The 25,358-nt window shown below is 71.2% G+C and carries 24 protein-coding genes and 1 riboswitch; of the genes, 15 read left to right on the top strand and 9 right to left on the bottom strand.

What is annotated here, in order from left to right; translation table 11 throughout:
- Window positions 1-125 precede the first annotated feature (125 nt).
- Both whiG and ACFPP6_RS31455 read left to right on the top strand, forming a co-directional pair.
- Window positions 126-962, top strand: coding sequence for an RNA polymerase sigma factor WhiG (gene whiG / locus ACFPP6_RS31460; RefSeq protein ID WP_058046485.1), 837 nt, complete (start codon window positions 126-128; stop codon window positions 960-962).
- A gap of 245 nt (window positions 963-1,207) precedes the next feature.
- Window positions 1,208-1,747 carry a TetR/AcrR family transcriptional regulator gene (locus ACFPP6_RS31455; RefSeq protein ID WP_382049723.1) on the top strand — a complete coding sequence of 180 codons (540 nt, stop codon included), beginning with the start codon at window positions 1,208-1,210 and terminating at the stop codon, window positions 1,745-1,747.
- On the opposite strand, the gene ACFPP6_RS31450 is transcribed toward ACFPP6_RS31455, so the two are convergent.
- Complete coding sequence (locus ACFPP6_RS31450; protein ID WP_382049626.1) at window positions 1,737-2,492, bottom strand: M23 family metallopeptidase; 756 nt, start codon at window positions 2,490-2,492, stop codon at window positions 1,737-1,739. The genes ACFPP6_RS31455 and ACFPP6_RS31450 overlap by 11 nt on opposite strands.
- Before the next feature lie 313 nt (window positions 2,493-2,805).
- Here ACFPP6_RS31450 and rpsB point away from each other — a divergent pair, with 313 nt between their 5' ends.
- From rpsB to ACFPP6_RS31405, 9 genes are all read left to right on the top strand, one after another.
- A complete protein-coding gene (rpsB, locus tag ACFPP6_RS31445) occupies window positions 2,806-3,663 on the top strand; it encodes a 30S ribosomal protein S2 (protein ID WP_382049624.1) in 858 nt (285 codons plus the stop codon).
- A gap of 98 nt (window positions 3,664-3,761) precedes the next feature.
- The gene (tsf, locus tag ACFPP6_RS31440; RefSeq protein ID WP_382049622.1) at window positions 3,762-4,598 is read left to right on the top strand and encodes a translation elongation factor Ts; all 837 of its coding nucleotides are present in this window, start codon (window positions 3,762-3,764) and stop codon (window positions 4,596-4,598) included.
- Between the two features lie 163 nt (window positions 4,599-4,761).
- Window positions 4,762-5,541 carry a UMP kinase gene (gene pyrH, locus ACFPP6_RS31435; protein WP_168090837.1) on the top strand — a complete coding sequence of 260 codons (780 nt, stop codon included), beginning with the start codon at window positions 4,762-4,764 and terminating at the stop codon, window positions 5,539-5,541.
- 170 nt (window positions 5,542-5,711) lie between these two features.
- The gene (gene frr, locus ACFPP6_RS31430; protein ID WP_168090838.1) at window positions 5,712-6,269 is read left to right on the top strand and encodes a ribosome recycling factor; all 558 of its coding nucleotides are present in this window, start codon (window positions 5,712-5,714) and stop codon (window positions 6,267-6,269) included.
- Complete coding sequence (locus tag ACFPP6_RS31425; protein ID WP_382049619.1) at window positions 6,269-7,369, top strand: phosphatidate cytidylyltransferase; 1,101 nt, start codon at window positions 6,269-6,271, stop codon at window positions 7,367-7,369. Before frr ends, ACFPP6_RS31425 begins: the two co-directional genes overlap by 1 nt.
- Window positions 7,370-7,533: 164 nt before the next feature.
- The gene (rlmN, locus tag ACFPP6_RS31420; protein ID WP_382049617.1) at window positions 7,534-8,643 is read left to right on the top strand and encodes a dual-specificity RNA methyltransferase RlmN; all 1,110 of its coding nucleotides are present in this window, start codon (window positions 7,534-7,536) and stop codon (window positions 8,641-8,643) included.
- Window positions 8,644-8,709: 66 nt separating this feature from the next.
- A riboswitch (TPP riboswitch) is annotated at window positions 8,710-8,817 on the top strand.
- The gene (locus ACFPP6_RS31415) at window positions 8,813-9,913 is read left to right on the top strand and encodes a thiamine ABC transporter substrate-binding protein (RefSeq protein WP_382049615.1); all 1,101 of its coding nucleotides are present in this window, start codon (window positions 8,813-8,815) and stop codon (window positions 9,911-9,913) included. (Overlaps the previous riboswitch by 5 nt.)
- Window positions 9,889-11,604, top strand: coding sequence for an ABC transporter permease (locus ACFPP6_RS31410; RefSeq protein ID WP_382049613.1), 1,716 nt, complete (start codon window positions 9,889-9,891; stop codon window positions 11,602-11,604). The genes ACFPP6_RS31415 and ACFPP6_RS31410 overlap by 25 nt, the downstream gene beginning before the upstream one ends.
- Complete coding sequence (locus tag ACFPP6_RS31405) at window positions 11,604-12,647, top strand: ABC transporter ATP-binding protein (RefSeq protein ID WP_382049611.1); 1,044 nt, start codon at window positions 11,604-11,606, stop codon at window positions 12,645-12,647. Before ACFPP6_RS31410 ends, ACFPP6_RS31405 begins: the two co-directional genes overlap by 1 nt.
- Before the next feature lie 93 nt (window positions 12,648-12,740).
- Here the strand turns inward: ACFPP6_RS31405 and ACFPP6_RS31400 are convergent, their stop codons facing one another.
- From ACFPP6_RS31400 to ACFPP6_RS31380, 5 genes are all read right to left on the bottom strand, one after another.
- Window positions 12,741-13,664 (bottom strand): DMT family protein, encoded by a 924-nt coding sequence (locus tag ACFPP6_RS31400; protein WP_382049609.1) that lies wholly within the window; start codon window positions 13,662-13,664, stop codon window positions 12,741-12,743.
- A gap of 145 nt (window positions 13,665-13,809) precedes the next feature.
- Entirely contained in the window at window positions 13,810-15,081 is a 1,272-nt protein-coding gene (locus ACFPP6_RS31395) for a hypothetical protein (protein ID WP_382049607.1), read from the bottom strand.
- On the bottom strand, window positions 15,063-15,800 hold the full coding sequence (locus tag ACFPP6_RS31390; RefSeq protein WP_382049605.1) for an ABC transporter ATP-binding protein: 738 nt from the start codon (window positions 15,798-15,800) through the stop codon (window positions 15,063-15,065). Before ACFPP6_RS31390 ends, ACFPP6_RS31395 begins: the two co-directional genes overlap by 19 nt.
- A gap of 425 nt (window positions 15,801-16,225) precedes the next feature.
- Window positions 16,226-17,605 (bottom strand): aspartate aminotransferase family protein, encoded by a 1,380-nt coding sequence (locus ACFPP6_RS31385; RefSeq protein WP_382049603.1) that lies wholly within the window; start codon window positions 17,603-17,605, stop codon window positions 16,226-16,228.
- Window positions 17,590-18,093: an Lrp/AsnC family transcriptional regulator gene (locus ACFPP6_RS31380; protein WP_382049601.1), complete on the bottom strand. Its 504-nt coding sequence runs from the start codon at window positions 18,091-18,093 to the stop codon at window positions 17,590-17,592. Before ACFPP6_RS31380 ends, ACFPP6_RS31385 begins: the two co-directional genes overlap by 16 nt.
- 164 nt (window positions 18,094-18,257) lie before the next feature.
- Here ACFPP6_RS31380 and ACFPP6_RS31375 point away from each other — a divergent pair, with 164 nt between their 5' ends.
- Together ACFPP6_RS31375 and ACFPP6_RS31370 are read left to right on the top strand one after the other, a co-directional pair.
- Window positions 18,258-19,709 carry a gamma-aminobutyraldehyde dehydrogenase gene (locus ACFPP6_RS31375; protein WP_382049599.1) on the top strand — a complete coding sequence of 484 codons (1,452 nt, stop codon included), beginning with the start codon at window positions 18,258-18,260 and terminating at the stop codon, window positions 19,707-19,709.
- A gap of 357 nt (window positions 19,710-20,066) precedes the next feature.
- Complete coding sequence (locus ACFPP6_RS31370; protein WP_382049597.1) at window positions 20,067-21,254, top strand: polyamine ABC transporter substrate-binding protein; 1,188 nt, start codon at window positions 20,067-20,069, stop codon at window positions 21,252-21,254.
- Window positions 21,255-21,389: 135 nt separating this feature from the next.
- On the opposite strand, the gene ACFPP6_RS31365 is transcribed toward ACFPP6_RS31370, so the two are convergent.
- Both ACFPP6_RS31365 and ACFPP6_RS31360 read right to left on the bottom strand, forming a co-directional pair.
- The gene (locus tag ACFPP6_RS31365) at window positions 21,390-22,103 is read right to left on the bottom strand and encodes a glycerophosphodiester phosphodiesterase (protein ID WP_382049595.1); all 714 of its coding nucleotides are present in this window, start codon (window positions 22,101-22,103) and stop codon (window positions 21,390-21,392) included.
- A gap of 35 nt (window positions 22,104-22,138) precedes the next feature.
- Window positions 22,139-23,161 (bottom strand): adenosine deaminase, encoded by a 1,023-nt coding sequence (locus ACFPP6_RS31360; protein ID WP_382049593.1) that lies wholly within the window; start codon window positions 23,159-23,161, stop codon window positions 22,139-22,141.
- Between the two features lie 427 nt (window positions 23,162-23,588).
- On the opposite strand from ACFPP6_RS31360, the gene ACFPP6_RS31355 reads away from it, so the two are divergent.
- Window positions 23,589-24,170: a DUF4190 domain-containing protein gene (locus ACFPP6_RS31355; RefSeq protein ID WP_382049591.1), complete on the top strand. Its 582-nt coding sequence runs from the start codon at window positions 23,589-23,591 to the stop codon at window positions 24,168-24,170.
- On the opposite strand, the gene ACFPP6_RS31350 is transcribed toward ACFPP6_RS31355, so the two are convergent.
- Window positions 24,122-24,754, bottom strand: a complete 633-nt coding sequence (locus ACFPP6_RS31350) for an NADAR family protein (RefSeq protein ID WP_382049589.1) — start codon at window positions 24,752-24,754, stop codon at window positions 24,122-24,124. The genes ACFPP6_RS31355 and ACFPP6_RS31350 overlap by 49 nt on opposite strands.
- A gap of 104 nt (window positions 24,755-24,858) precedes the next feature.
- Between ACFPP6_RS31350 and ACFPP6_RS31345 the strand changes: the two genes are divergently transcribed.
- Window positions 24,859-25,347 (top strand): DUF4190 domain-containing protein, encoded by a 489-nt coding sequence (locus tag ACFPP6_RS31345; RefSeq protein WP_382049587.1) that lies wholly within the window; start codon window positions 24,859-24,861, stop codon window positions 25,345-25,347.
- Window positions 25,348-25,358: the final 11 nt, after the last annotated feature.

Genomic DNA, 25,358 nt, shown 5'->3' with positions numbered 1-25,358 from the left:
CGTATCCGCACACCGACGAAGAGGACTCATCGCATACCGCAACGCAGCAGTCACGCTACGCTCACGGGATTCCAGCCATTCGTACCACTCGATCCACGTCACAGCAGAACGGCTCAAGACGACGAATGCCCCAGCACACCTCCGGTTCGGACCGCGCGGCGGTGCCGCCCGCGGCGCGCGGCCCCGAGCGCCCTCCCGCACCCTCGACGCTCGATGAGCTGTGGCGGTCGTACAAGGCATCGGGCGACGACCGGCTGCGGGAGCAGCTGATCCTCCACTACTCGCCCCTGGTGAAGTACGTGGCGGGGCGCGTCAGTGTCGGCCTGCCGCCCAACGTCGAGCAGGCCGACTTCGTCTCCTCGGGGATCTTCGGACTCATCGACGCCATCGAGAAGTTCGACCCCGCCCGGGAGATCAAGTTCGAGACGTACGCCATCACCCGCATCCGCGGCGCGATGATCGACGAGCTGCGTGCGCTCGACTGGATCCCGCGTTCCGTCCGGCAGAAGGCGCGCGCGGTCGAGCGCGCGTACGCCACGCTGGAGGCCGAGCTGCGGCGCACGCCCTCGGAGGCCGAGGTCGCCGCCGAGATGGGCATCGCCATCGAGGAACTGCATGGTGTTTTCAGCCAGTTGTCGCTGACCAACGTGGTCGCCCTGGAGGACCTGCTGCACGCCGGCGCCGAAGGCGGCGAGCGGCTGAGCCTGATGGACACCCTCGAGGACACCGCCGCCGACGACCCCGTCGAGGTCGCCGAGGACCGCGAGCTGCGCCGCCTCCTCGCCCGCGCGATCAACACCCTCCCCGAGCGCGAGAAGACCGTGGTCACCCTCTACTACTACGAGGGCCTGACCCTCGCCGAGATCGGGCACGTGCTCGGCGTCACGGAGAGCAGGGTCAGCCAGATCCACACGAAGTCGGTGCTCCAGCTGAGGGCGAAGCTGGCGGACGTCGGCCGCTGACGGGGCGGCGTGGGGCCGGTGAGGCCGGCGAGTCCCGGGAGGCGGGCGAGAAGTCGGAGCGTCGGCGAGGGCTCGGACGGTCGGCAGGGGTCCCGCGAGGAGGCACGGGGAGCCGGCGGACCGGTAGGGCCTGGCGGGCCGGCAAGGGGCGCGAATCCTCCCTCGGCGTCGTCCCGGCCACCGGTAATCCGTAAAGTGGGGACGTGCCCAGGATTCGAGCGGCCTCGGTGGCCGAGCACCGGACGATGCAGCGCGGCGCCTTGCTGGATGCCGCCCGTTCCCTGCTGTCCGAGGGCGGCACGGAGGCGTTGACGTTCCCCGCCCTGGCCGAGCGCACCGGCCTGGCGCGTTCCTCGGTCTACGAGTACTTCCGCTCGCGGGCAGCCGTGGTCGAGGAGCTCTGCGCGGTCGACTTCCCCGTCTGGGCTGCGGAGGTCGAAGCCGCCATGCAGGGCGCGGACACGCCCGAGGCGAAGATCGAGGCGTATGTGCGCCGGCAGCTGGCCCTGGTCGGCGACCGCCGTCACCGCGCCGTGGTCGCGATCTCCGCCGGCGAGCTGGACGCGGGCGCGCGCGAGAAGATCCGGGCCGCCCACGGCGGGCTCATCGCCATGGTCGTGGAGGCGCTCGTCGCCCTGGGCCACGCGCAGCCGCGCCTGGCCGCCATGCTGCTGCAGGGCGTGGTCGACGCCGCTGTGCGCCGGATCGAGCTGGGCGCGGCGGAGGAGCCCGACAGCATCATCGAGGCGGCCGTGTCCATGGCGCTGCGCGGCGTCAGGGGCTGACCACCGCCGCGCCGGGCCCGCCCGACAGGGGCAGCAGCCGCGACGGCGGTCTGCGCAGCATCCACGGCGGCAGCAGGGACAAGGGATCGAGGTAGACCCGTCCGCGGAGCAGCCCCCAGTGGAGGCAGCCCCCGGAGCAGTGGAACGGACCCGCCTGCAGCGTGCCGATCACCTGCCCCGCCGCCACCTGGTCCCCTTCCTTCACCGCCGCCTGTACCGGCTCGTACGTGGTCCGCAGCGGCGGCTCGCCCGTCCCAGGGTGCTGCACCGACACCACGCCCCGTCCCGCGACGGTGCCCGCGAAGGAGACGGTGCCGGGCGCGGCGGCCCGTACCGGCTGACCCGCACGGGCGACGAGATCCACCCCGCGGTGCCCGGCCGCCCAGGGCACCGGCGGCGGCCGCCAGGCCCGTACGAGCAGGGGCCGGCCCCCTCGCGACCCGCTGACGGGCCAGGCCCGCTCGCCCTGCCCCGCGCCGCCGCCCGGCCCGGACGGTTGGGATGGTGCGCGCCGCTCAGGGACCCCGGGCGGTTCCGGCGGCTCGGGGCCCGCGGCCGTGGATGCCGGGGGCGCCCCCGGCGGGGCTTGGGCACCCCGGGCTTCAGGGGCGGGGGCGGGAGCGGCCGTCCTCGCGGCCCCCGCGCCCGCGGCCGTACCACTGGCCACCGCGCCCGCGAGAACACAGAGCGTGACCACGCCGGCCGCGGCGAGCAGGCGTCGGGTGAAAGATCCGATGAGAGTCATGCCCGTACGGTGGCGGACCCCGGGCATTCGCGGGGATCTTGACGGAGATCTGTGGACTACTCGCGGGTTGTGCACAACGTCGTCACCCGCGCCTTCCCGGGTCCCGTACACTTCTCATGGCGATCCGGGTCACCGGATCGACTTCGCACGCCCCGCTACCGGCGCGTCAGTCCCTTTCGGGCAGCCCGGTGGCCGTGTCTCTCGGTCCGCGGAACGGTTCTCGCAAGGGCATCGTCCACGGCAGGCACGTCGGGGCGTCAGGAGCGGCGGCCGCCCGGCCGTCGTGGAACCGAGTATTTCAAGGAGCGCGGCCATGGCCGTCGTCACGATGCGGGAGCTGCTGGAGAGCGGCGTCCACTTCGGTCACCAGACCCGTCGTTGGAACCCGAAGATGAAGCGTTTCATCTTCACGGAGCGCAACGGCATCTACATCATCGACCTGCTCCAGTCGCTGTCGTACATCGACCGCGCCTACGAGTTCGTCAAGGAGACCGTCGCGCACGGCGGCTCCATCATGTTCGTCGGTACGAAGAAGCAGGCCCAGGAGGCCATCGCCGAGCAGGCGACCCGCGTCGGCATGCCGTACGTCAACCAGCGCTGGCTGGGCGGCATGCTCACCAACTTCTCGACCGTCTACAAGCGCCTGCAGCGCCTGAAGGAGCTCGAGCTCATCGACTTCGAGGACGTGGCCGCCTCCGGCCTCACCAAGAAGGAGCTCCTGGTCCTCTCCCGCGAGAAGGCCAAGCTGGAGAAGACCCTCGGCGGTATCCGCGAGATGCAGAAGGTGCCGAGCGCCGTCTGGATCGTGGACACCAAGAAGGAGCACATCGCCGTCGGTGAGGCGCGCAAGCTCCGCATCCCGGTCGTCGCGATCCTCGACACCAACTGCGACCCCGACGAGGTCGACTACAAGATCCCGGGCAACGACGACGCGATCCGCTCCGTCACGCTGCTCACCCGTGTGATCGCCGACGCCGTCGCCGAGGGCCTCATCGCCCGCTCCGGTGCCGCCACCGGTGACGCGAAGGCCGACAAGGCCGCCGGCGAGCCCCTCGCCGAGTGGGAGCGCGACCTGCTCGAGGGCGAGAAGAAGGCTGACGCCGACGCCGAGGCCGAGAAGCCGGCCGAGGCCGCTGCCGAGGCTCCGGCCGCGGACGCCGAGCAGGCCTGACAACTCAGTCGGTAGATACGGCGGGGGACGGCGCGACACGCGCCGCCCCCGTCGTGCACCCGTAGTCACCAACGACTTTCGAGAGAGATTCACAGACCATGGCGAACTTCACCGCCGCTGACGTCAAGAAGCTCCGTGAGCTCACCGGCGCCGGCATGATGGACTGCAAGAAGGCGCTGGACGAGGCCGAGGGCAACCTCGAGAAGGCCGTCGAGATCGTGCGCGTCAAGGGCCTCAAGGGCGTGGCCAAGCGCGAGAGCCGCACCACCGAGAACGGTGCCGTCGTCTCCGCCATCGCCGACGACAACACCTCCGGTGTCATCGTCGAGCTGAAGTGCGAGACCGACTTCGTCGCCAAGGGCGAGAAGTTCGTGGCCGTCGCCGAGGCTCTGGCCGCCCACGTCGCCAAGAGCGCCCCGGCCGACGTCGAGGCCCTGATGGCTTCCGAGATCGAGGCCGGCAAGACCGTCCAGGCGTTCGTGGACGAGGCCAACGCCACCCTCGGCGAGAAGATCGTCGTGGACCGCTTCGCGTACTTCGCCGACGGCCTGGTCTACGCCTACATGCACCGCACCGCCGCGGACCTGCCCCCGCAGGTCGGCGTCCTGGTCGAGCTGGACAAGGCCAACGCCGAGGTCGCCAAGGACATCGCGCAGCACATCGCCGCGTTCGCGCCGAAGTTCCTCTCCCGTGAGGACATCCCGGCCGACGTCCTGGAGAACGAGCGCCGCGTCGCCGAGGCCACCGCCCGCGAGGAGGGCAAGCCCGAGGCCGCCCTGCCGAAGATCATCGAGGGTCGCGTCACCGGCTTCGTCAAGGAGAACTCCGTTCTCGAGCAGGCGTTCGCCAAGGACAACAAGAAGACCGTCCAGAAGGTCCTGGACGAGGCCGGTGTCACGCTGAAGCGCTTCGCGCGCATCCGCGTCGGCGCCTGAGCCCGTCAGCAGGGCAGCGATTGACCTGCGACCCGCTAGGGTCGTACGCAGCCGATCCCTCACCGGTCGGCCGCTGATGTGACGAGGAGGCCATTGCCGTACAGGGAACCGAAAGGACCCATCCGGCAATGGCCTTCTTCGTATGTGCACGAGGAGAGCTCCAATGAATCAGGGTGCGGACGCCCGGCAGGCCGCCGACGACACCATTGCTGACCACGGCCCACGCCGCCGGTTCTTGCTCAAACTGTCCGGCGAGGCGTTCGCCGGCGGGGGCGGCCTCGGCGTCGACCCCGATGTCGTGCACGCCATCGCCCGTGAGATCGCGGCCGTCGTCCGCGAGGGCCACGAGATCGCCGTCGTCATCGGCGGCGGCAACTTCTTCCGCGGCGCGGAGCTGCAGCAGCGCGGCATGGACCGGGCCCGCTCGGACTACATGGGCATGCTCGGCACCGTGATGAACTCGCTCGCCCTCCAGGACTTCCTGGTCAAGGAAGGCATTGAGACCCGCGTCCAGACGGGCATCACCATGGGGCAGGTCGCGGAGCCGTTCATCCCGCTGCGCGCCGTGCGCCACCTGGAGAAGGGCCGTGTCGTGATCTTCGGCGCGGGTATGGGCATGCCCTACTTCTCCACCGACACCACTGCCGCCCAGCGCGCCCTGGAGATCCACGCCGAGGCGATCCTGATGGGCAAGAACGGCGTCGACGGGGTCTACGACTCCGACCCGAAGAAGAACCCCGACGCGGTCAAGTTCGACGCCCTCGAGTTCAGCGAGGTGCTCGCACGGGGCCTGAAGGTCGCCGACGCCACCGCCATCAGCCTGTGCATGGACAACAAGCTGCCGATCCTGGTCTTCGAGCTGCTCGCCGAGGGCAACATCGGCCGTGCGGTCAAGGGTGAGAAGATCGGCACGCTCGTGAGCGACCGGAGCACGCGGGACTGACGACCCGCACAGCCGTCCGTAGCGGCCTGGCCCGATACGGACGGCAACTCCGTGCCGTGGGAAGACCTCGGCACGGGGATGGACAACCGCCTGCCGGTCGGACACCGTGCAGGAGAAGACGCGCGCAGGGGCGACGAGGCTCTGCTTACTGATAACACCAGGAGCAAGTGGTGATCGAAGAGATCCTCCTCGAGGCCGAGGAGAAGATGGAGAAGGCCGTTGTGGTCGCCAAGGAGGACTTCGCGGCGATCCGCACCGGGCGTGCGCACCCGGCGATGTTCAACAAGATCGTGGCGGACTACTACGGTGCGCTGACGCCCATCAACCAGCTGGCGTCCTTCTCGGTGCCCGAGCCGCGCATGGCCGTGGTCACCCCGTTCGACAAGAGCGCGCTGCGCAACATCGAGCAGGCGATCCGCGACTCCGACCTCGGTGTCAACCCGAGCAACGACGGCAACATCATCCGGGTGACCTTCCCGGAGCTGACCGAGCAGCGCCGCAAGGAGTTCGTCAAGGTCGCCAAGACCAAGGGCGAGGACGCCAAGGTCTCGATCCGCTCCATCCGCCGCAAGGCCAAGGACGCCCTCGACAAGCTCGTCAAGGACAAGGAGTCCGGCGAGGACGAGGTGCGCCGCGCGGAGAAGGAGCTCGACGACACCACCGCGAAGTACGTCGCGCAGGTGGACGAGCTGCTCAAGCACAAGGAAGCCGAGCTCCTCGAGGTCTGATGAACGAGACATCCTGGGGGGCCCCGCCGAGCGCCGGATACCGGGGGTCCACCGACCGGGGGCCGTCCTCTGCGGCCCGTTCGGCGGGTCCTGTGCACGAGGCGGGCATCGCGGCGCAGACTCGGCCCATGCCCATCGTGCCCCCCTCAGGCGGAGATCAGGACGACCGTGACCAGGGGGCCGCTCATCTTCGCGGCCCCCTGTTCCGCGATGAACAGGAGCCCGACATCAGGCCCCAGGACCCCGCCCCGGTGCCTGCCTCCCCCGAGTCGCCGAAGGCAGGAAAGAAGAGCGCCGGCCGTGACCTGCGGGCGGCGATAGGGGTCGGCGTGGGCCTCGGTGCCGTCATCCTCGCCTCCCTGTTCATCTACAAGCCGGTCTTCCTCGGCGTGATCGTGATCGCCGTCGTGGTCGGGCTGTGGGAGCTGACCTCCCGCCTCGCCGAGCGCAAGGGGATCCGTGCCCCGCTGGTGCCGCTCGCGGTCGGCGGAGCCGCCATGGTCATCGCCGGCTACGCGAGCGGCGCCGAGGGGGCGTGGGTGGCCGTGGCCTTCACGGCCCTGGCCGTCCTCGTGTGGCGGATGACGGAGTCGCCGGACGACTACCTCAAGGACGTCACGGCGGGCATCTTCGCGGCCTTCTACGTGCCGTTCCTGGCCACTTTCGTGGCCCTCATGCTCTCCGCCGGGGACGGCGCGTGGCGGGTGCTCACGTTCCTGATCCTGACCGTGGTCAGCGACACGGGTGCGTATGCGGTGGGCTGGAAGTTCGGCAAGCGCAAGCTGGCGCCGCGCATCAGCCCCGGCAAGACGCGCGAGGGGCTGCTCGGGGCGGTCGCCTTCGCGATGGTCGCCGGTGCTCTGTGCATGCAGTTCCTGATCGACGGCGGCGTGTGGTGGGAGGGGCTGCTCCTCGGCCTCGCCGTGGCCGTCAGCGCCACGCTGGGGGACCTCGGCGAGTCCATGATCAAGAGGGATCTCGGGATCAAGGACATGGGCGCCCTGCTGCCGGGGCACGGCGGCATCATGGACCGGCTGGACTCGCTCCTGCCGACCGCGCCCGTGGTGTGGCTCCTCATGGTCGTCTTCGTCGGCTCCTGAGCGGAGCCGGGTACCCTGGAAGGGCTCGCCGCTGTGCGGCGGGCCCTTTTCCGGCCCCGCGCCTGCGGGGGTGCCCCTGTGAGATCTCCGGGTTCCGGCTCGTCCTGCCGCTGGCTCCGCGATTGCGGAGGTCATCCGCCGTCGTCAATGAGGTGTTTTTGCTCATGGCCCCCGCGCCTGGAGAACTGACGTTCGTCGCCCCCCGTGGGGCCAAGCTGCCCCCGCGGCACCTTGCCGACCTCTCGCCCGCCGAGCGCCGCGAGGCCGTCTCCGCGATCGGTGAGAAGCCGTTCCGCGCCAAGCAGCTCTCGCAGCACTACTTCGCCCGGTACGCGCACGACCCGGCCGCATGGACCGACATCCCGGCGGCGGCGCGCGAGAAGCTCGCCGCCGAGCTGCTGCCGGAGCTCATGAGCGTCGTGCGTCACATCTCGTGCGACGACGACACCACCCGCAAGACCCTCTGGCGGCTGCACGACGGCAAGCTGGTGGAGTCCGTGCTGATGCGCTACCCCGACCGGGTCACCATGTGCATCAGCTCGCAGGCCGGCTGCGGCATGAACTGCCCGTTCTGCGCCACCGGCCAGGCCGGTCTGGACCGGAACCTGTCGACGGCCGAGATCGTCCACCAGATCGTGGACGGCATGCGCGCGCTGCGTGACGGCGAGGTCCCCGGCGGCCCCGCGCGGCTGTCCAACATCGTCTTCATGGGCATGGGCGAGCCGCTGGCCAACTACAAGCGGGTCGTCGGCGCCATCCGCCGCCTCACGGACCCCGAGCCGGACGGCCTGGGGCTCTCCCAGCGCGGCATCACGGTCTCCACGGTGGGCCTGGTCCCGGCGATGCTGCGCTTCGCCGACGAGGGCTTCAAGTGCCGTCTGGCCGTCTCCCTGCACGCACCGGACGACGAGCTGCGCGACACCCTGGTGCCGGTCAACACGCGCTGGAAGGTCCGCGAGGTCCTCGACGCCGCGTGGGAGTACGCGGAGAAGTCCGGCCGCCGGGTCTCCATCGAGTACGCCCTGATCCGTGACATCAACGACCAGGCATGGCGCGGCGACCTCCTGGGCCGGCTCCTCAAGGGCAAGCGCGTGCACGTCAACCTCATTCCGCTCAACCCCACCCCGGGGTCGAAGTGGACGGCCTCGCGCCCCGAGGACGAGCGGGCCTTCGTCGCGGCGATCGCCTCGCACGGGGTGCCGGTGACCGTCCGCGACACCCGCGGTCAGGAGATCGACGGCGCCTGCGGGCAGCTGGCAGCAGCCGAGCGCTGAGCCTGGTCCGCAGGTCAGACACAGTTCCATGGGGAGGGCACTGATACGGTGCCCTCGCACAAATGAACAATCCGACAGGGGAGCGCCCACGGGGCGCTGAGAGTGCGGCACGGCCCGCAGACCCTCGGACCTGATCCGGGTCATACCGGCGTAGGGAGTCAGCTCGATCATGAACACCAACCTGCGGCGTGCCGCCGGCGCAGTCGCCGTCGGCGTGCTCGCCCTTCCGGCCCTGGCCGCGTGCGGCGGCTCGGACGGCTCCGGGGGCTCCGGCACGTCCGAAGGCAAGGACAAGACCGTCACCCTGGTCTCGCACAACTCCTTCGCGGCGTCCGAAGAGGTGCTCAAGCAGTTCACCCGGCAGACCGGGTACAAGGTGAAGGTCCTCAAGGGCGGCGACGCCGGCCAGGCCGTCAACCAGGCCATCCTGTCCAAGAGCCACCCGCAGGGCGACGTCTTCTTCGGCGTCGACAACACCCTGCTCTCCCGTGCGCTCGACAACGGCATCTTCGCGCCGTACGAGGCCAAGGGCCTGGACCGCGTCCCGAGGAAGCTCCAGGCCGACGCCGGCCGGCACCGGGTCACGCCCATCGACACCGGCGACATCTGCGTCAACTACGACCGCGCGTACTTCGCCGGTCACAAGCTGGCCCCGCCGACGTCCCTCGACGACCTGATCAAGCCCGAGTACAAGAACCTGCTCGTCACCGAGAACGTCGCCACGTCCTCCCCGGGGCTCGCCTTCCAGCTCGCCACGGTCGCCAAGTACGGCGACGACGGGTGGCAGGACTACTGGAAGAAGCTCAAGGACAACGGCGTCGAGGTCGTCGACGGCTGGGAGCAGGCCTACAACGAGCGCTTCTCCGGCTCCGCGGGAGGCAAGAAGGCCAAGGGCGACAAGCCCCTCGTCGTCTCCTACGCCTCCAGCCCGCCCGCCGAGGTCCTGGGCGTGAAGCCGCAGCCCGCGGAGGGCCCGACCGGCGTCGCCACGGGCACCTGCTTCCAGCAGACGGAGTTCGCCGGGCTGCTGAAGGGTGCGAAGAACACCGAGGGCGGCAAGGCCCTGATCGACTTCCTGCTGAGCCGTACGTTCCAGGAGGACATGCCGCTGCAGATGTTCGTGAAGCCCGCCAACCAGGACGCCAAGCTGCCCGAGGTGTTCACCAAGTACGGCGCGCAGGTGAACGAGCCCGGCACCATGGCCCCCGAGAAGATCGCCAAGAACCGCGACCAGTGGGTCAAGGCATGGTCCTCGCTCGTCCTGAAGTAGGGCCGGGGGCCCCGGCACGGGGCCCCGCACGAGGCCCCGGCCGGGGCGTTCGGGGGACAGCGGTGCGGCTCGGCCTCATGGCCCTGCCGCTCGCCTTCTTCGCGGTCTTCTTCGCCTACCCCGTCGCCTCGATCGTCTCCCGGGGGCTGAAGGACGGCGGGCAGTGGCAGTTCGGCCGCATCGGCGAGGTCGTGACCGACCCGGCGATCGGCCACGTGCTGTGGTTCACCACCTGGCAGGCGGCCGCCTCCACCGCCCTGACCCTCGCCCTCGCCCTGCCCGGGGCGTACGTCTTCGCCCGGTTCGACTTTCCCGGCAAGCGCACGCTGCGCGCCGTGGTGACCGTGCCGTTCGTCCTGCCGACCGTCGTCGCCGGCTCGGCCTTCCTGGCGCTGCTCGGGCGCGGGGGGCTGCTGGACGAGTGGTGGGGGGTGCGCCTCGACACGACCGTCTGGGCGATTCTGCTCGCCCACGTGTTCTTCAACTACGCCGTGGTCGTCCGCACCGTGGGCGGCCTGTGGGCCCAGCTCGACCCGCGCCAGGAGGAGGCGGCCAGAGTCCTGGGCGCGGGGCGCTTCACGGCCTGGAGGCGGGTCACACTGCCGGCGCTGGCGCCGGCGGTGGCCGCCGCGGCCCTCATGGTCTTCCTCTTCACCTTCACCTCCTTCGGCGTCGTGCAGATCCTCGGCGGTCCCCGCTACGCCACGCTGGAAGTGGAGATCTACCAGCAGACCGCCCAGATGCTCGACCTGCCGACGGCAGCCGTCCTGACGCTGCTGCAGTTCGTGGCCGTCGCCGCGCTGCTGGCCGTGCACGCATGGACGGTGCGGCGGCGTGAGGCGACCCTGAAGCTGGTCGACCCGGCGCGCACGGCGCGGCGCCCGCGGGGCGCGGCCGAGTGGGCGTTCCTGGCGTCCGTCCTGGCGGTCGTCGCCGTGCTCATCCTCGCCCCGCTCGTGGTCCTCGTGCTGCGCTCCTTCGACGGCCCGGACGGCTTCGGGTTGGCCTTCTACCGCGCCCTGGCCTCGGCGGACGGCAACAGCGGCACGTTCGTCGTCGCCCCGCTCGAGGCAATCGGCAACTCGCTCGCGTACGGCTTGGCGGCCACGGCCATCGCGGTCGTCATCGGCGGGCTCGCGGCTGCGGCGCTGACCCGGCGCGAGGGGCGGCTCGTGCGCGGCTTCGACGCCCTGCTGATGCTGCCCCTCGGCACGTCCGCCGTGACGGTCGGTTTCGGCTTCCTCATCAGCCTGGACGAGCCGCCGCTGGACCTGAGGGCGTCCTGGATCCTGGTGCCGCTCGCACAGGCCCTCGTGGGCGTGCCGTTCGTCGTACGGACCGTGCTGCCGGTCCTGCGCGCCGTGGACGTGCGGCTGCGCGAGGCCGCCGCCGTGCTGGGGGCCTCGCCCGTGCGGGCGTGGCGGGAGGTGGACCTGCCCCTGGTCGGCCGTGCCCTGGGGGTAGCGGCCGGCTTCGCGTTCGCCGTGTCGCTGGGCGAGTTCGGGGCCACGGTCTTCATCGCCCGCCCCGACAGCCCCACGCTGCCGGTGGCGGTGGCCCGGCTCCTGGGCCGCCCCGGGGAGCTCACCTATGGGCAGGCGATGGCCCTGAGCACGATCCTGATGCTGGTGTGCGCCGCGGCGCTGCTGGTGCTGGAACGTATCCGCACCGACCGTACGGGGGAGTTCTGATGGCCCTGCTGCGACTGGAGAAGGTCGACGTCCGCTTCGGGGAGCGCGCGGCGCTCGACGCGGTGGACCTGGAGGTCGCCGAGCACGAGATCGTCTGCGTGCTGGGCCCCAGCGGCAGCGGCAAGTCCACGCTGCTGCGCGTGGTGGCCGGCCTTCAGCGTGCGGATGCCGGGCACGTGCTCCTGGCGGGGCGCGACCAGAGCGGCGTTCCCACGCACAGGCGCGGGGTGGGCCTCATGTTCCAGGACCACCAGCTGTTCCCGCAGCGGGACGTGGCGGGCAACGTCGCCTTCGGGCTGCGCATGCGCGGCATGGGGCGGGCCGAGACGGCACGGACGGTCGCCGAGCTGCTGGAGCTGGTGGGGCTGCCCGGTGCGCAGCGCCGCTCCATCGCCGCCCTGTCCGGCGGCGAGCAGCAGCGGGTGGCCCTCGCGCGGGCCCTCGCGCCGCAGCCCCGGCTGCTGATGCTCGACGAGCCGCTCGGGCAGCTGGACCGCGGCCTGCGGGAGCGCCTGGTCGTCGAACTGCGCGACCTCTTCGGCCGGCTGGGCACCACGGTGCTGGCCGTCACCCACGACCAGGGCGAGGCGTTCGCCCTCGCCGACCGCGTGGTCGTGATGCGTGACGGACGGATCGCTCAGGCCGGCACGCCGCTGGAGGTCTGGCGCCGCCCGGCCTCCGAGTTCGTGGCCCGCTTCCTCGGCTTCGACAACGTCGTCGAGGCGACGGTCGGCGGCGAGAGCGCGGACACCGTGTGGGGGAAGGTCCCGGTGCCGCCCGGGTCGCGGCAGGGCGCGGGCCGGCTGCTCGTGCGGCCTGCCGGAGTGCGCCTCGTGCCGGAGACGGAGGGGCTCCCGTGCACGGTCACCGGGCGGACGTTCCGGGGCGACCACGTCGTGCTGATGCTGCGCCCCGCGGACGGCCCCGTGCTGGAGGCGGCGTGCGGGCTGCACGGGGCCCCCGCAGTCGGCGACCGAGTAGGTGTCGCCTTCGACGTCGCGGATGTCGTCGTGCTGGACGACGCCGGTATCGCGAACAGCTGAGCTGAGCAGGACCTCTGCCGCCTCGCCGAACCCCTCCGGGCGGACACGCCTGAGCCCCGGCTGCCGGTGCGGCGGCCGGGGCTCAGGCGGTGGTCAGCGGACTGCCGACGGGTGGAGTTCCTGGGGTTCGGGTTCGGCCTCCACGGGGGTGTCCGGCTCGCCGAACCAGGCGACCGCGACGGCGCCTGCCACCGCCAGGACGAAGCCGAGAACGGCGACCCAGGCGAAGCCGGGGCGCGAGTTGTCGCCGAGCAGCAGGACGCCGATCATGCCCGGGAGAATGGTTTCGCCGACCACCAGCGCGGCCGTGGCACCGTTGACCGAACCGATCTGCAGCGCCACCGTGTGCAGGTACATGCCGACTGCACCCGATATGAGGATCGCGTAGAGCGCCGGGTCGGCGATCAGCTTCGGCAGGTCGAACGGGTCGATGCCGTCCAGGATGCGCACGCCGACACCGATCGCACCGAAGCCCAGACCGGACAGCAGACCGGCCAGGATTGCGGCCCGCCCGCCGAGCAGGCGGACGGCCACGGTGCCGCCGCCCATCAGCACCACGGAGATGATCAGCAGCCACCAGTGGGTGGACATCGGCGTATCGCCGCCGCCCTCGTGGCCCGCCGCCGTCGCCAGCAGCACCAGCGCCGAACAGACGACACCGATCGACGCCCACTCGGGCTTGGTCAGCCGGATGCCCAGGAGCTTGATGCTCAGCAGTGCGGTCACGACGAGGTTGGCGCTGATGACCGTCTGGGAGAGGAAGAGCGGCAGCATGCGGGCGGCGAGGGCGCCGAGCCCGAAGCCGAGGAAGTCGAGGAACGTACCGACCATGAACTCCCACGTCACCGCGGCCTTCGCGGTGGAGGACAGGCTCGGTCCACCGTGCTGGGTGGTGCCCGTCGAGGAGGCCTTTTCGGCCTCCCGCCGGGCAGACTTCCGCGAGCCCACGGCTTGCAGGACCGAACCTGTGCCATAACAGGCCGATGCCGCGACAGCCGTAACAAGGCCGATGATCACCAATAGCTCCGTTCGCCGGATATCCGTCGTGCTCCTCAAGCAGACGCGCAATTCGGCGACGAAGTTGCCTTGAGTCAAGAACTGGTCAAGAACTGTTGTGTTGCAGCCGCTCGGCGGGCCCCGGACCCGGGCCCGCCCGGCGTGCTCACCGCGACATGGGCAGCGTGACGAGCTCCGCGATCGCCCATGTCAGAGGCGTCAGAACGGCCAGCAGCACGCCGGTGCGCAGGATGGCCGCCCCGCGCAGCATGGAGGCGGGAATGCCGAGACGCTGCAGGGCCGCCGTGGTGCCGGTCCGGTTCTGCCGGCTGTCCAGGGCCGCGGTGATGGCCGTGGCCGTGACGCACGCCATGACGAGCGCCGCGCCGAGACCGGTGAGGGGGCCGAAGGGGCGCGGCCCGGAGGAGTCCCATGCCGCGCCGTAGAGTTCGGCGGCGGCCAGGGCGCCCGAGGCGACCGCGCACAGCACGCCCAGCGGACGACCGATACGGGTGGCGGCGTCCTGCAGTATCCGGCCGGCCAGCAGCCGCACCGCGCCGGGCCGCCCGGCGGCGAGCAGGACGCCGCACCAGTGGGTCAGCCCGGGGCCGGCCAGCACGAGCCCGAGAGAGGCCAGGAGCCACCCGCCCAGCACGCCGGGGGAGGTGCCGTCCGTCCCGCCGGGCAAGGAGATCAGCCTGTCGGGGTCGGGCGCGGGGCCGTGCCCCACGTACGCCTCCAGGGCGAGCCCGACCGCGATGATCGCGATGCCCCACGGGAGGCCGGCGTAGACGGGTCTGGGCTGCACGGGGCCCGGAGCAGGGGCGGGCGACGGCGCCTGGGGCCCCTCCGACGGCGCCTCGGCGCCCTCCACCTCCTCTGCGCCTTCCGAAGGCTCCACGGCGGGCTGCTGCACCCGGGCAGCGGCCTCCCGCCGCGGGTGCAGAGCGAGGACGCAGGCGCCCGCCGCGAGGGCGGGCAGGAGGCCGAGCAGGGTCAGCGCCGCGCCCCACGGCAGGTGCACCTGCCCGTCCAGCAGCCGTCTCGCCGAACCGCTCAGCGGGCCGCCGATGTCACCGCGGAGCACCTTGTAGAGCAGCAGGGCGAAACCGCTGCCGAGCGTGCACGAGATCGCCGTCGACGCCGCCGCGAGGACCGAGAGCCGCACGGGGCCGAGCCCCGCGGCGTCCAGGCCGTCACGAGGGCGCGTGGCGGGGTCCGTACGGGCCACGGCGACGGCGAACTGCACGACCGCCGCCAGCGGCACCGCGCACCAGACCAGCCGCACGAGCGACTGCCCCGTCGACTTCGGATGGGCCGCCGCGTACCCCAGGGTGCACAGCAGCAGGAAACCCACGCCCGCCGCGGCGGCCGCCACCAGCAGCCTCCGGAGCAGGACCAGCGGGTGCGCGCCGCGCGCTAGGCGGAGACTGAGCACGCCGCCCTGCCCTCTCCCTCGGACGCGTCGGGTACCGGGATGGCGGTGCCCCGGCGGCCGTCGACCAGGGAGACCGTACGGTCCGCCAGGGTGGCGATCTCGTCGTCCAGCGTGGCGATGACGACCGTGATGTGGTGCGAGCGGGCGGCCGTGGTCAGCGTGCGCAGCACCTGCGCGCGGTCCGCGTTGTGCAGCGGCGCCGTCGGCTCGTCGGCGAACAGGACGGTGGGCTCGCTGGCGAGCGCCCGCGCGATGGCGACCCGCTGGCGCTGCGCCTGGAGCAGGGCGGCCGGCCGTTTGCGATGGCAGTCGCCCACGTCGAGGCGCTCCAGCCACTCACTTGCCGTGCGCTTGGCGGCCCGGTGCCCTACGCCGCGCAGCAACAGCGGCAGGGCGGCGTTCTCCCAGGCGCTCAGCTCCGGCACGAGGTGCGGTTCGCTGTCGATCCAGCCGAAGCGCTCCCGCCGCAGCCGTTCGCGGGCGGCGCGCGAAAGCGTATGGACGGGGGCGCTGTTGAACCACACCTCTCCGGGGTCGGGAAGGAGCTGTCCGGACAGGCATTTGAGGAGCGTGGACTTGCCGGAGCCGCGTGGCCCGGTGATGGCGAGAATCTCTCCCTCGCGTACGCCGATGGAGACCCCTGCGAGCGCGGGGGAACCACTGTGGGCGTAATGCAAGCCGCGTGCCCAGAGCACGTCGTTGTCCGGCGGGGCCACCATATCGAGCACCTCGGGTCGCTGTAGGGTCCGTTCCCCTGTCCGGGGGAACGAACCGGAGGCCATTGGGTCACTGGCACCGTACGGAACCGGGATCCTAGCCTTTGCCCAGGCTCGGCGCTGGACCGCCGACTTTCCTCCGGTCGGCCTCATGCCCCAGGGGTCGCATATGAGTCGGAGCGCAAATGCGACGGAACGTGCGACCGGGTGTGCGGTGGGGCGTGGTGTGCGTGCGACGGGCGTGCGTCTTGCGTGCGAGGGGTGCGCGGTACGTGCGCCGGGCGGGCGGGCCCACGCGCGCGTGCTGCAAAGCAGCGAAGCCGTGGCCCACGCGCGCGTGACCAGTGGGGGGTCGCGCGGGGCCACGGCGGGCGGGGCGAGCCGCGAGTGCTGCCGGCGGCTCGCCCTGGTCCGGTCGTGAGGTCCGGTCAGATCCTGGTCCAGGCCTCCGTGAGCACGCCGCGGACGATCTGCTCGATCTCGTCGAACGTCGACTGGTCCGAGATCAGCGGCGGGGCGACCTGGATGACCGGGTCGCCACGGTCGTCGGCCCGGCAGTACAGGCCGTTCTCGAACAGCTTCTTGGACACGAAGCCGTAGAGCAGCCGCTCGCACTCCTCCGGCGTGAACGACTCCTTGGTGGCCTTGTCCTTGACCAGCTCGATGCCGTAGAAGAAGCCGTTGCCGCGCACGTCGCCCACGATCGGCAGGTCGTGCAGCTTGGAGAGCGTCGCGTGGAACGCGGCCTCGTTGTCCAGCACGTGCTGGTTGAGGCCCTCGCGCTCGAAGATGTCGAGATTGGTGAGGGCGACCGCCGCCGAGACGGGGTGGCCGCCGAAGGTGTAGCCGTGCAGGAAGGTGTTGCTGCCCTTGAAGAACGGCTCGGCGATCCGGTCGGAGATGACGGCCGCGCCGATGGGGGAGTAGCCGGACGTCATGCCCTTGGCGCAGGTGATGATGTCGGGCACGTAGCCGAACTTGTCGCATGCGAACATCGTGCCGAGGCGGCCGAAGGCGCAGATGACCTCGTCCGAGACGAGCAGCACGTTGTACGTATCACAGATCTCGCGTACCCGCTGGAAGTAGCCGGGCGGGGGCGGGAAGCAGCCGCCCGCGTTCTGGACCGGCTCCAGGAAGACGGCGGCGACCGTGTCGGGGCCTTCGAAGAGGATCTGCTGTTCGATCTGGTCGGCGGCCCAGCGGCCGAACGCCTCGGGGTCGTCGCCGTGGATCGGGGCCCGGTAGATGTTGGTGTTGGGCACCTTGTAGGCGCCGGGGACCAGCGGCTCGAAGGGCGCCTTGAGGGCCGGCAGGCCGGTGATGGCCAGGGCGCCCTGGGGCGTGCCGTGGTAGGCGACGGCCCGGGATATCACCTTGTACTTGGTGGGGTTGCCGGTGAGCTTGTGGTACTGCTTCGCGAGCTTCCAGGCGGTCTCCACGGCCTCGCCGCCGCCGGTGGTGAAGAAGACCTTGTTGAGGTCGCCCGGGGCGTGGTGGGCGAGCCGCTCGGCGAGCTCGATCGCCTTGGGGTGCGCGTAACTCCACACCGGGAAGAAGGCCAGCTCCTGAGCCTGCTTGGCGGCCGCCTCGGCCAGCTCGGCCCGCCCGTGGCCCGCCTGGACCACGAACAGCCCCGCGAGGCCGTCCAGGTAGCGCTTGCCCTTGTCGTCGAAGATGTAGGTGCCCTCGCCGCGCACGATGGTCGGCACGGGGGCGTTCTCGTACGACGACATGCGGGTGAAGTGCATCCACAGGTGGTCGTATGCAGTCTGGGAGAGGTCCTTGCTCACGGCTATCGGGTTCCCCATGTGTAGGTCTGCTTGCGCAGCTTCAGGTAGACGAAGCTCTCGGTGGAGCGCACGCCCGGCAGGGTCCGGATGCGCTTGTTGATCGTTTCGAGGAGATGGTCGTCGTCCTCGCAGACGATCTCGATGAGGAGGTCGAAGGAGCCTGCGGTCACGACGACGTACTCGACCTCGTCCATCGCGGTCAGGGCGTCGGCGACCGGATCGAGGTCGCCCTCGACGTTGATCCCGACCATCGCCTGCCGCCGCAGCCCCACGGTGAGCGGGTCGGTGACGGCGACGATCTGCATGACGCCCTGGTCGAGCAGCTTCTGGACACGCTGCCGCACGGCTGCCTCCGACAGCCCCACGGCTTTGCCGATCGCCGCGTAGGGGCGGCGGCCGTCCTCCTGGAGCTGCTCGATGATCGCCAGGGAGACAGCGTCGATCGGTGGCGTGCCGTGCACGCTCTTCGGGTCTGGACTACGAGTGGCCACGGTTCCACTGTGCATGCGTCTCGCCCGTGTGGCAACCCTGAGGCGATGAAATTCGTTGTCCAGGTGCTTAGGAATAACTGATTCCGTCGTTCATGGGTGTGAGGTATGTCGAAAGCGTGGCCCTACTGACTAGGCTGACGGTCTCACCCAGTGGACATCTGACAGGAGGGGTGGCAGCCATGACCACCGAGCTGCGTCGTCTTCGCAATTTCATCGACGGGGAGTTCCGGGACGCCGCCGACGGGCGTACCACCGAGGTGGTCAATCCGGCCACAGGCGAGGCCTACGCCACCGCCCCGCTGTCGGGCGCCGCGGACGTGGACGCCGCCATGGCCGCGGCCGAGGCCGCCTTCCCGGCCTGGCGCGACCTCGTGCCCGGAGAGCGCCAGAAGGTCCTCCTCAAGATCGCCGACGCCTTCGAGGCGCGCGCCGAGGAACTGATCGCCGCGGAGTCCGAGAACACCGGCAAGCCCGTCGCTCTCACCCGCAGCGAAGAGGTCCCCCCGATGGTGGACCAGATCCGCTTCTTCGCGGGCGCCGCGCGCATGCTCGAGGGCCGCTCCGCGGGCGAGTACATGGAGGGCCTGACCTCGATCATCCGGCGCGAGCCGATCGGCGTCTGCGCCCAGGTCGCCCCGTGGAACTACCCGATGATGATGGCGGTGTGGAAGTTCGCCCCGGCGCTCGCGGCGGGCAACACCGTCGTCCTCAAGCCCTCCGACACCACCCCCGCCTCCACCGTCCTCATCGCCGAGATCATCGGCGGCGTGCTGGAGGAGCTCGGGCACCCGAAGGGCGTCTTCAACGTCATCTGCGGCGACCGGGAGACCGGCCGCCTCATGGTCGAGCACCCGGTGCCGGCGATGGCCTCGATCACCGGCTCCGTGCGGGCCGGTATGCAGGTCGCCGAATCCGCCTCCAAGGACCTCAAGCGCGTCCACCTGGAGCTCGGCGGCAAGGCCCCCGTCGTCGTCTTCGACGACGCCGACATCGCCAAGGCCGTCGAGGACATCTCGGTCGCCGGCTACTTCAACGCCGGCCAGGACTGTACGGCCGCCACCCGCGTCCTCGTCCACGAGTCGATCCACGACGAGTTCGTCACCGCGCTCGCCAAGGCCGCCGCCGAGACGAAGACCGGGCAGCCGGACGACGAGGACGTCCTCTACGGCCCGCTCAACAACGCCAACCAGCTCAAGCAGGTCGCCGGCTTCATCGAGCGTCTGCCCGGCCACGCCAAGCTCGAGGCGGGCGGGCACCGGGTGGGGGAGAAGGGCTACTTCTTCGCCCCGACCGTCGTCTCCGGCCTCGAGCAGGACGACGAGATCATCCAGCACGAGGTCTTCGGCCCCGTCATCACGGTCCAGTCCTTCGCGGACGAGGACCAGGCCGTCGCCTACGCCAACGGCGTCGAGTACGCCCTGGCCTCCTCCGTGTGGACCAAGGACCACGGCCGCGCCATGCGGATGTCCAAGAAGCTCGACTTCGGCTGCGTGTGGATCAACACCCACATCCCGCTGGTCGCCGAGATGCCCCACGGCGGCTTCAAGAAGTCCGGCTACGGCAAGGACCTGTCCGCCTACGGCTTCGAGGACTACACGCGCGTCAAGCACGTCATGACGTCGCTGGACTGACGGAGCCGGGCCGCTTCGTGCGGGCGGGCCTGCCTCATGCGGTGAGGCTTGGGCCGCCTCGTGCGATGGGGCTGGGAGCCGCCCCATGCGGCGGGGAATCCCGCCCCATGCGGTGAGGGCGGCCCGCCCCCGCCCCATGCGGTGAGGCGGTGCCCCATGCCGTCCCGTGGCATGGGGCGGACGCAGATGCCCCGCAGTGGTCCGTACCGGGTGTTTCCGGCACGGACCACTGCGCGTCGTGCCCCGGTATCATCGACGGCCGGCCGTTCCCGGGCCGTCAGGGTGTCGGGAAGTGCGGTCGCCTCCCGGACAGGCCGTACATTGTCCGCGAAGATCCGACCCCGCCATGCTGCCGGAATGCGAGAGAAGCCCGTGAAGCCCCTGTCCCGCCGGACCCTGCTGCGCGCGCTGGGCGCCGGCGCCGGGGCCGCCGCGCTCGCCGGGTGCGGAGTGCCTGCCGCGTACGTCGAGCGGGCCGACCGGGCCGCCGAGGACCGCTCCAGCCGCGACAAGAGCCTTGTCTTCGCCAACTGGCCCCTCTACATCGACGTCGACGAGGACGACCCGCAGAAGCGCCCCACGCTCGACGCGTTCGAGAAGCGCAGCGGCATATCGGTGAAGTACACCGAAGAGATCAACGACAACGACGAGTTCTTCGGCAAGGTCAGCCCCGCCCTGATGAACCATCAGGAGACCGGGAGGGACCTCATCGTCGTCAGCGACTGGATGGCCTCCCGCTACGTGCGCCTGGGCTGGGTCCAGGAGATGGACCGCTCCCGCCAGCCGAACGTCGCCCGCAACCTCGACCTGCTGCTGCGCAAGCCCTCCTTCGACCCCGGCCGGCTGCACACCGTCCCCTGGCAGTCCGGCATCACGGGCATCGCGTACAACCGCAAGAAGCTCGGCCGGGAGATCCGGCACACCTCCGACCTGTGGAAGGACGACCTGCGCGGCCGGGTCACGCTGCTGGCCGGCCTGGACGAGGCGTACTCGCTGCTCATGCAGGGCAACGGCGCCGACGTCACCCGCTGGACCGCCGACGACTTCCACACCATGACCGACCAGCTGCGCGGCCTCGTGCGCAAGCGGCACATCCGCCGCTTCACCGGCAACGACTACATCAAGGACCTGTCGTCCGGCGACGTGCTCGCCTGCCAGGCGTACTCCGGCGACGTCATCCAGCTCCAGGCCGACAACCCCGACATCGAGTTCGTCGTCCCGGAGGAGGGCGCCGAGCTGTGGGCCGAGAGCCTCATGGTGCCCAACCTCGCCCGCCACAAGCGCAACGCCGAGGCACTCGTCGACTACTACTACCGGCCGGAGGTGGCCGCCGAGCTCGCCGCGTCGGTCAACTACGTCTGCCCCGTGCCGGCCGCCCGGGACGTTCTCGCCTCGTCCTCCGACAAGGAACTCGCGGAGCTCGCCGGGAACCCGCTCATCTTCCCGAGCGACGACATGCGCAAACGCCTCGCGACGGCACGCGACATGACCGCGAAGGAGCGGCCCGGCTTCACCAAGGAGTGGAACGAGATCGTCGGGCTCTGATCGCGCCCGCCGTGGTGCCGCCCCATGCACGCGGCCCCAGGTGCGCCGCCCCATGCGGCCGCCTCAGGCCGCTCCAGGCGGCGGCGTGCGCCCCGCCGCCTCATGCCTGCGCCCGCCGCGTCGCCCGGACCCCGTTCAGTCCCGCAGCAGCGACCGCAACGTGCCGACCCGGTTGGTGGTGATCGCGTCGACGCCTGCTGCCAGCAGACGGCGCATCGTGAAGCGGGTGTCCGCCGTCCAGGCGGAGACCAGGAGCCCGTCGGAGTGGTTGCGGGCGACGAGTTCGGGGCTCACCAGCCCGAAGCGGTAGTTCAGCCAGCGCGGGGCCACGGAGCTGAGCAGGGCGCTGCGCGGCGGCATCAGCGTCGTCCACGTCAGGGCGGTCTCCGCGACCGGGTCCGCGCGGCGTACCGCGAGCATCGATGTCACACCACCGCAGTAGTACACGCGGTCCGCGGCTCCGCTCGCGTGCACCTCGGCGACGGCGGCCTCGGCAGCCGACGCGTCCGGCAGGTCGATGAACAGCCGTGGTCCGGACCGCTCCGCGCCGAGATGCAGGGCCTCGCGCAGGGTGGGCACGCCGCCGCCGGTCAGCTCCCGCAGTTCGTCCGCCGTGAGTGAGTCCAGGACCCGCGTGTGACCCCACAGGCGCTCGAGCGTCGCATCGTGCAGCAGCACGGGCACGCCGTCGCGCGTCAGCCGGACGTCGACCTCCACCGCCCCGGCCCCGGCACCCAGGGCCGAACGGATCGAGGCGAGAGTGTTCTCCCGGAACAGGTACGGATCGCCGCGGTGGGCGACGGCGGTGACGGTGCGGGCTTTTGCAGCAGGGGAGTTCGGGCCGGTCATGGACCCATTGTGGCCGCGGCGTGCGCCCGCCGGGCTCAGCCCCGCCAGGCCGCGGCGTAGGCGTCGATCTCCGCCCGGAGCGCCTTCTTGCCCGTCTCGTCCATGAACGACGCGTCCACGGCGTTCTTGGCGAGGCCGGCGACGCCTGCCGCGTCGAGCTCCAGGAGGCGCGCGGCGACGCCGTACTCCCGGTTGAGGTCCGTGCCGAACATGGGCGGGTCGTCGCTGTTGACGGTCACCAGGACGCCCGCGGCCACCATCTCCTTGATGGGGTGGCGGTCCAGGTCGGTCACGGCGCGGGTGGCGAGGTTGGACGTCGGGCAGACCTCCAGCGGGATGCGGTGCTCCGCCAGGTGGGCCAGCAGGGCCGGGTCCTGCGGGGCGCTGGTGCCGTGACCGATGCGCTCGGCGCGCAGGTCGACCAGGGCGTCCCAGATGGTCTGCGGGCCCGTCGTCTCACCGGCATGGGGCACGCTGTGCAGCCCCTCGGCGATGGCCCGGTCGAAGTATGGCTTGAACTGGGGCCGGGGCACGCCGATCTCCGGTCCGCCCAGCCCGAAGGAGACCAGCCCCTCGGGCTTGAGCTTGCAGGCGATCCGTGCGGTCTCCTCCGCGGCTTCCAGCCCCGCCTCGCCCGGGATGTCGAAGCACCAGCGCAGAACGACGCCCAGCTCCGTCTCGGCCGCCTTGCGGGCGTCCTCGATGGCCTCCACGAAGGCGGCGTCCGGGATGCCGCGCCTGGTCGAGCTGAAGGGGGTGACGGTCAGTTCGGCGTAGCGGATGTTCTGCCGCGCCATGTCGCGCGCGACCTCGTACGTCAGCAGCCGTACGTCCTCGGCGTCGCGGATCAGGTCGACGACCGAGAGGTAGACCTCGATGAAGTGGGCGAAGTCGCGGAAGGTGAAGAAGTCGGCCAGCGCCTCGGGGTCGGTGGGCACGGGCGAATCCGGGTGGCGGGCGGCCAGCTCGGCCACGATGCGCGGGGACGCCGACCCGACGTGGTGCACATGGAGCTCCGCCTTGGGGAGCCCGGCGATGAACGAGTCGAGTACGGACATGCATGCCTCCATGGCGCGGTCGGCCGGAGCCTGTCGACGGGTGCCGTTCATCGTATGCGGGACGTACGCGACGGTTGTCCTCAGGCCTTAGCATGACGGGTATCGACTGGGGAGGGCTATGTCTGACAAGGCAGCCGGGGCCGATGGGCACTCCGAGCCGCGGGACCCCGATCCCTGGGCTCCGCCGAAGCGGCGGGTCGCACTCGACAAGCCCGGCCGGCAGCCGGCGCCCGGGCAGCATGCCGAGCCCGCCCCGGCGCCCCATGCCGCCGCCGTGACACCACCTCAGCCTCCTGCGCAGCCGGGGCCCCATGCCGCCGTGCCGTCCTCCGGGCCCCATGCACTGTCGGCGCCGCCCCATGCCGCGTCCCCGCCCCATGCGGCTCCGCACCCGCCCCATGCCCCGGCCCCCGGCACCGTGCCGCCCGTGCCCCTCGCGCCGACCGGCCCCGGCACGCCCAGCGCGTACCGGAGCAGCCCGTACGACCAGGCGCCGTACGGCATGCCCGGCGGCTCCGCCGTGTCCCCGGGCTCGGCCGCCCCCTACGGCCTGCAGGCGCCGTACGGCCAGGGCCCCTACGGTCAAAGCGCCTACGGCCCGGGCTCCTACCAGCCGGGCGCGTACGGCTATCCGGCGTCACTGCTCTACGCGCAGCAGCCCGTACCCAGCAACGGCCTGGGGCTGGCGGCCCTGGTGCTGGGCATCGTCGGCACCGTGTTCTCGCCCACCGTCGTGCTCGGGGCGGTGCTCGGCATCCTCGCCGTCATCTTCGGCGCCGTGGGCCGCGCCAAGGTGCGCGGCGGCGAGGCCACGAACCCCGGACAGGCCCTCGCCGGGCTGATCCTCGGTTGCGCGGCGCTCGTCGCCACCGTCCTTATGGTCATCGTCTACATCAACATCGATGTCGACGACAGCGACGGCCCCGTGCCCGACGAGGAGCCCGGCGCGACGTACGGCGCCTACTTGTCGGCGCCGGTGCTGCTCGTGGACCGCGACGCCAGCCGCTGACGCGCCTCCATCAGAGCGAAGCCCAGGAGGTTGTCGCCCTGCCAGCGAGCGGGGTCCTGGCAGCGCTCGTCGTCGGCCGCCAGGCCGATGCCCCAGACCCGGTCGAGCGGGCTGGCTTCGACCAGCACCCGCTCGCCGGTGCCCAGCAGGTAGGCGCTCAGCGCCGCGTCCTGCGCGAACTTGTGGACGCTGCCCTCCACCACCAGCTCGAAGCGGTGCTGCCGCCACGTCTCCTCGTCGAAGCCGCGCACCTTGCGGCCCGCGTCCTTCGCCTGCTTGGGGTGCGAGGCGGCGATCGCCTCCGCCCCGGCCTCCGCGTCGGCGAAGAGCCGCGCCTTGCCGGCCATCATCCAGTGCTCGGCCGTGGCGTAGACGGTGCCGTCCACGGTGAACGGCGAAGGCCACCACTGGCTGAAGCAGCTCGCCCCGATGGCGCCGTCCCGACGCGCCTGGTGGCCCCAGAAATAGACGTACTTGAAATGCTCGCCGCGGGCGACGGCGGCCGTCAGGTCCGCCACCGAACGCGGGCCGTCCGCATGCTGCCCCGCGTGCGCGAATCCGTGCTGGTCCCCGTTGATCTTCATGTCGGGCATTCTCGCACCCGCCCCGGGCAGTGGAACTGGGCTGACCGGGCATGACCGTTCCCCATAGCATTGCCCGACGCAGTTCAACGGAGGGGACATTCTTTATGTCTGACTCCAACCAGAATCCTTATGGGGCGCCGCAGCCGCCGCCCCAGCAGCCCGGTTACGGCTACCCGAACCAGGCCCAGCCGGCGCAGGGCGGCTACCCCGGGCAGAGCGGGTATCCCGCACCGGCACAGAGTGCCTACCCGGCGCAGGGCGGCTACCCCTCCGCACCGCCGGTCCAGCCCTACCCCGTAGCCGGCTACGTGGGCGGCGTGCAGCCCAGCAACGGCATGGGCACCGCCGGCCTCGTCTGCGGCATCATCAGCGCCGTCTGCAGCCTCCTGGTCTTCCTGTGGTTCTTCGGGCTGATCCTGGGCATCCTCGGCATCATCTTCGGTGCTGTCGGCCGCTCCAAGGTCACGAAGGGCGAGGCGACCAACCGGGGCGCCGCCACCACCGGCATCGTCCTCGGCATCGTGGCCCTGGTGCTCCCCGTCCTGTGGTTCGCCTTCTTCGCGAGCCTCCTCGGCATCGGCGCCGGCTTGTAGTCGTACCGAGC

Source organism: Streptomyces aureoversilis (assembly GCF_042657885.1).
Taxonomy (GTDB): Bacteria; Actinomycetota; Actinomycetes; order Streptomycetales; family Streptomycetaceae; genus Streptomyces; species Streptomyces aureoversilis.
Note: the sequence above shows the minus strand (reverse complement) of the source record. Positions and strands in the feature narration are given on the sequence as shown.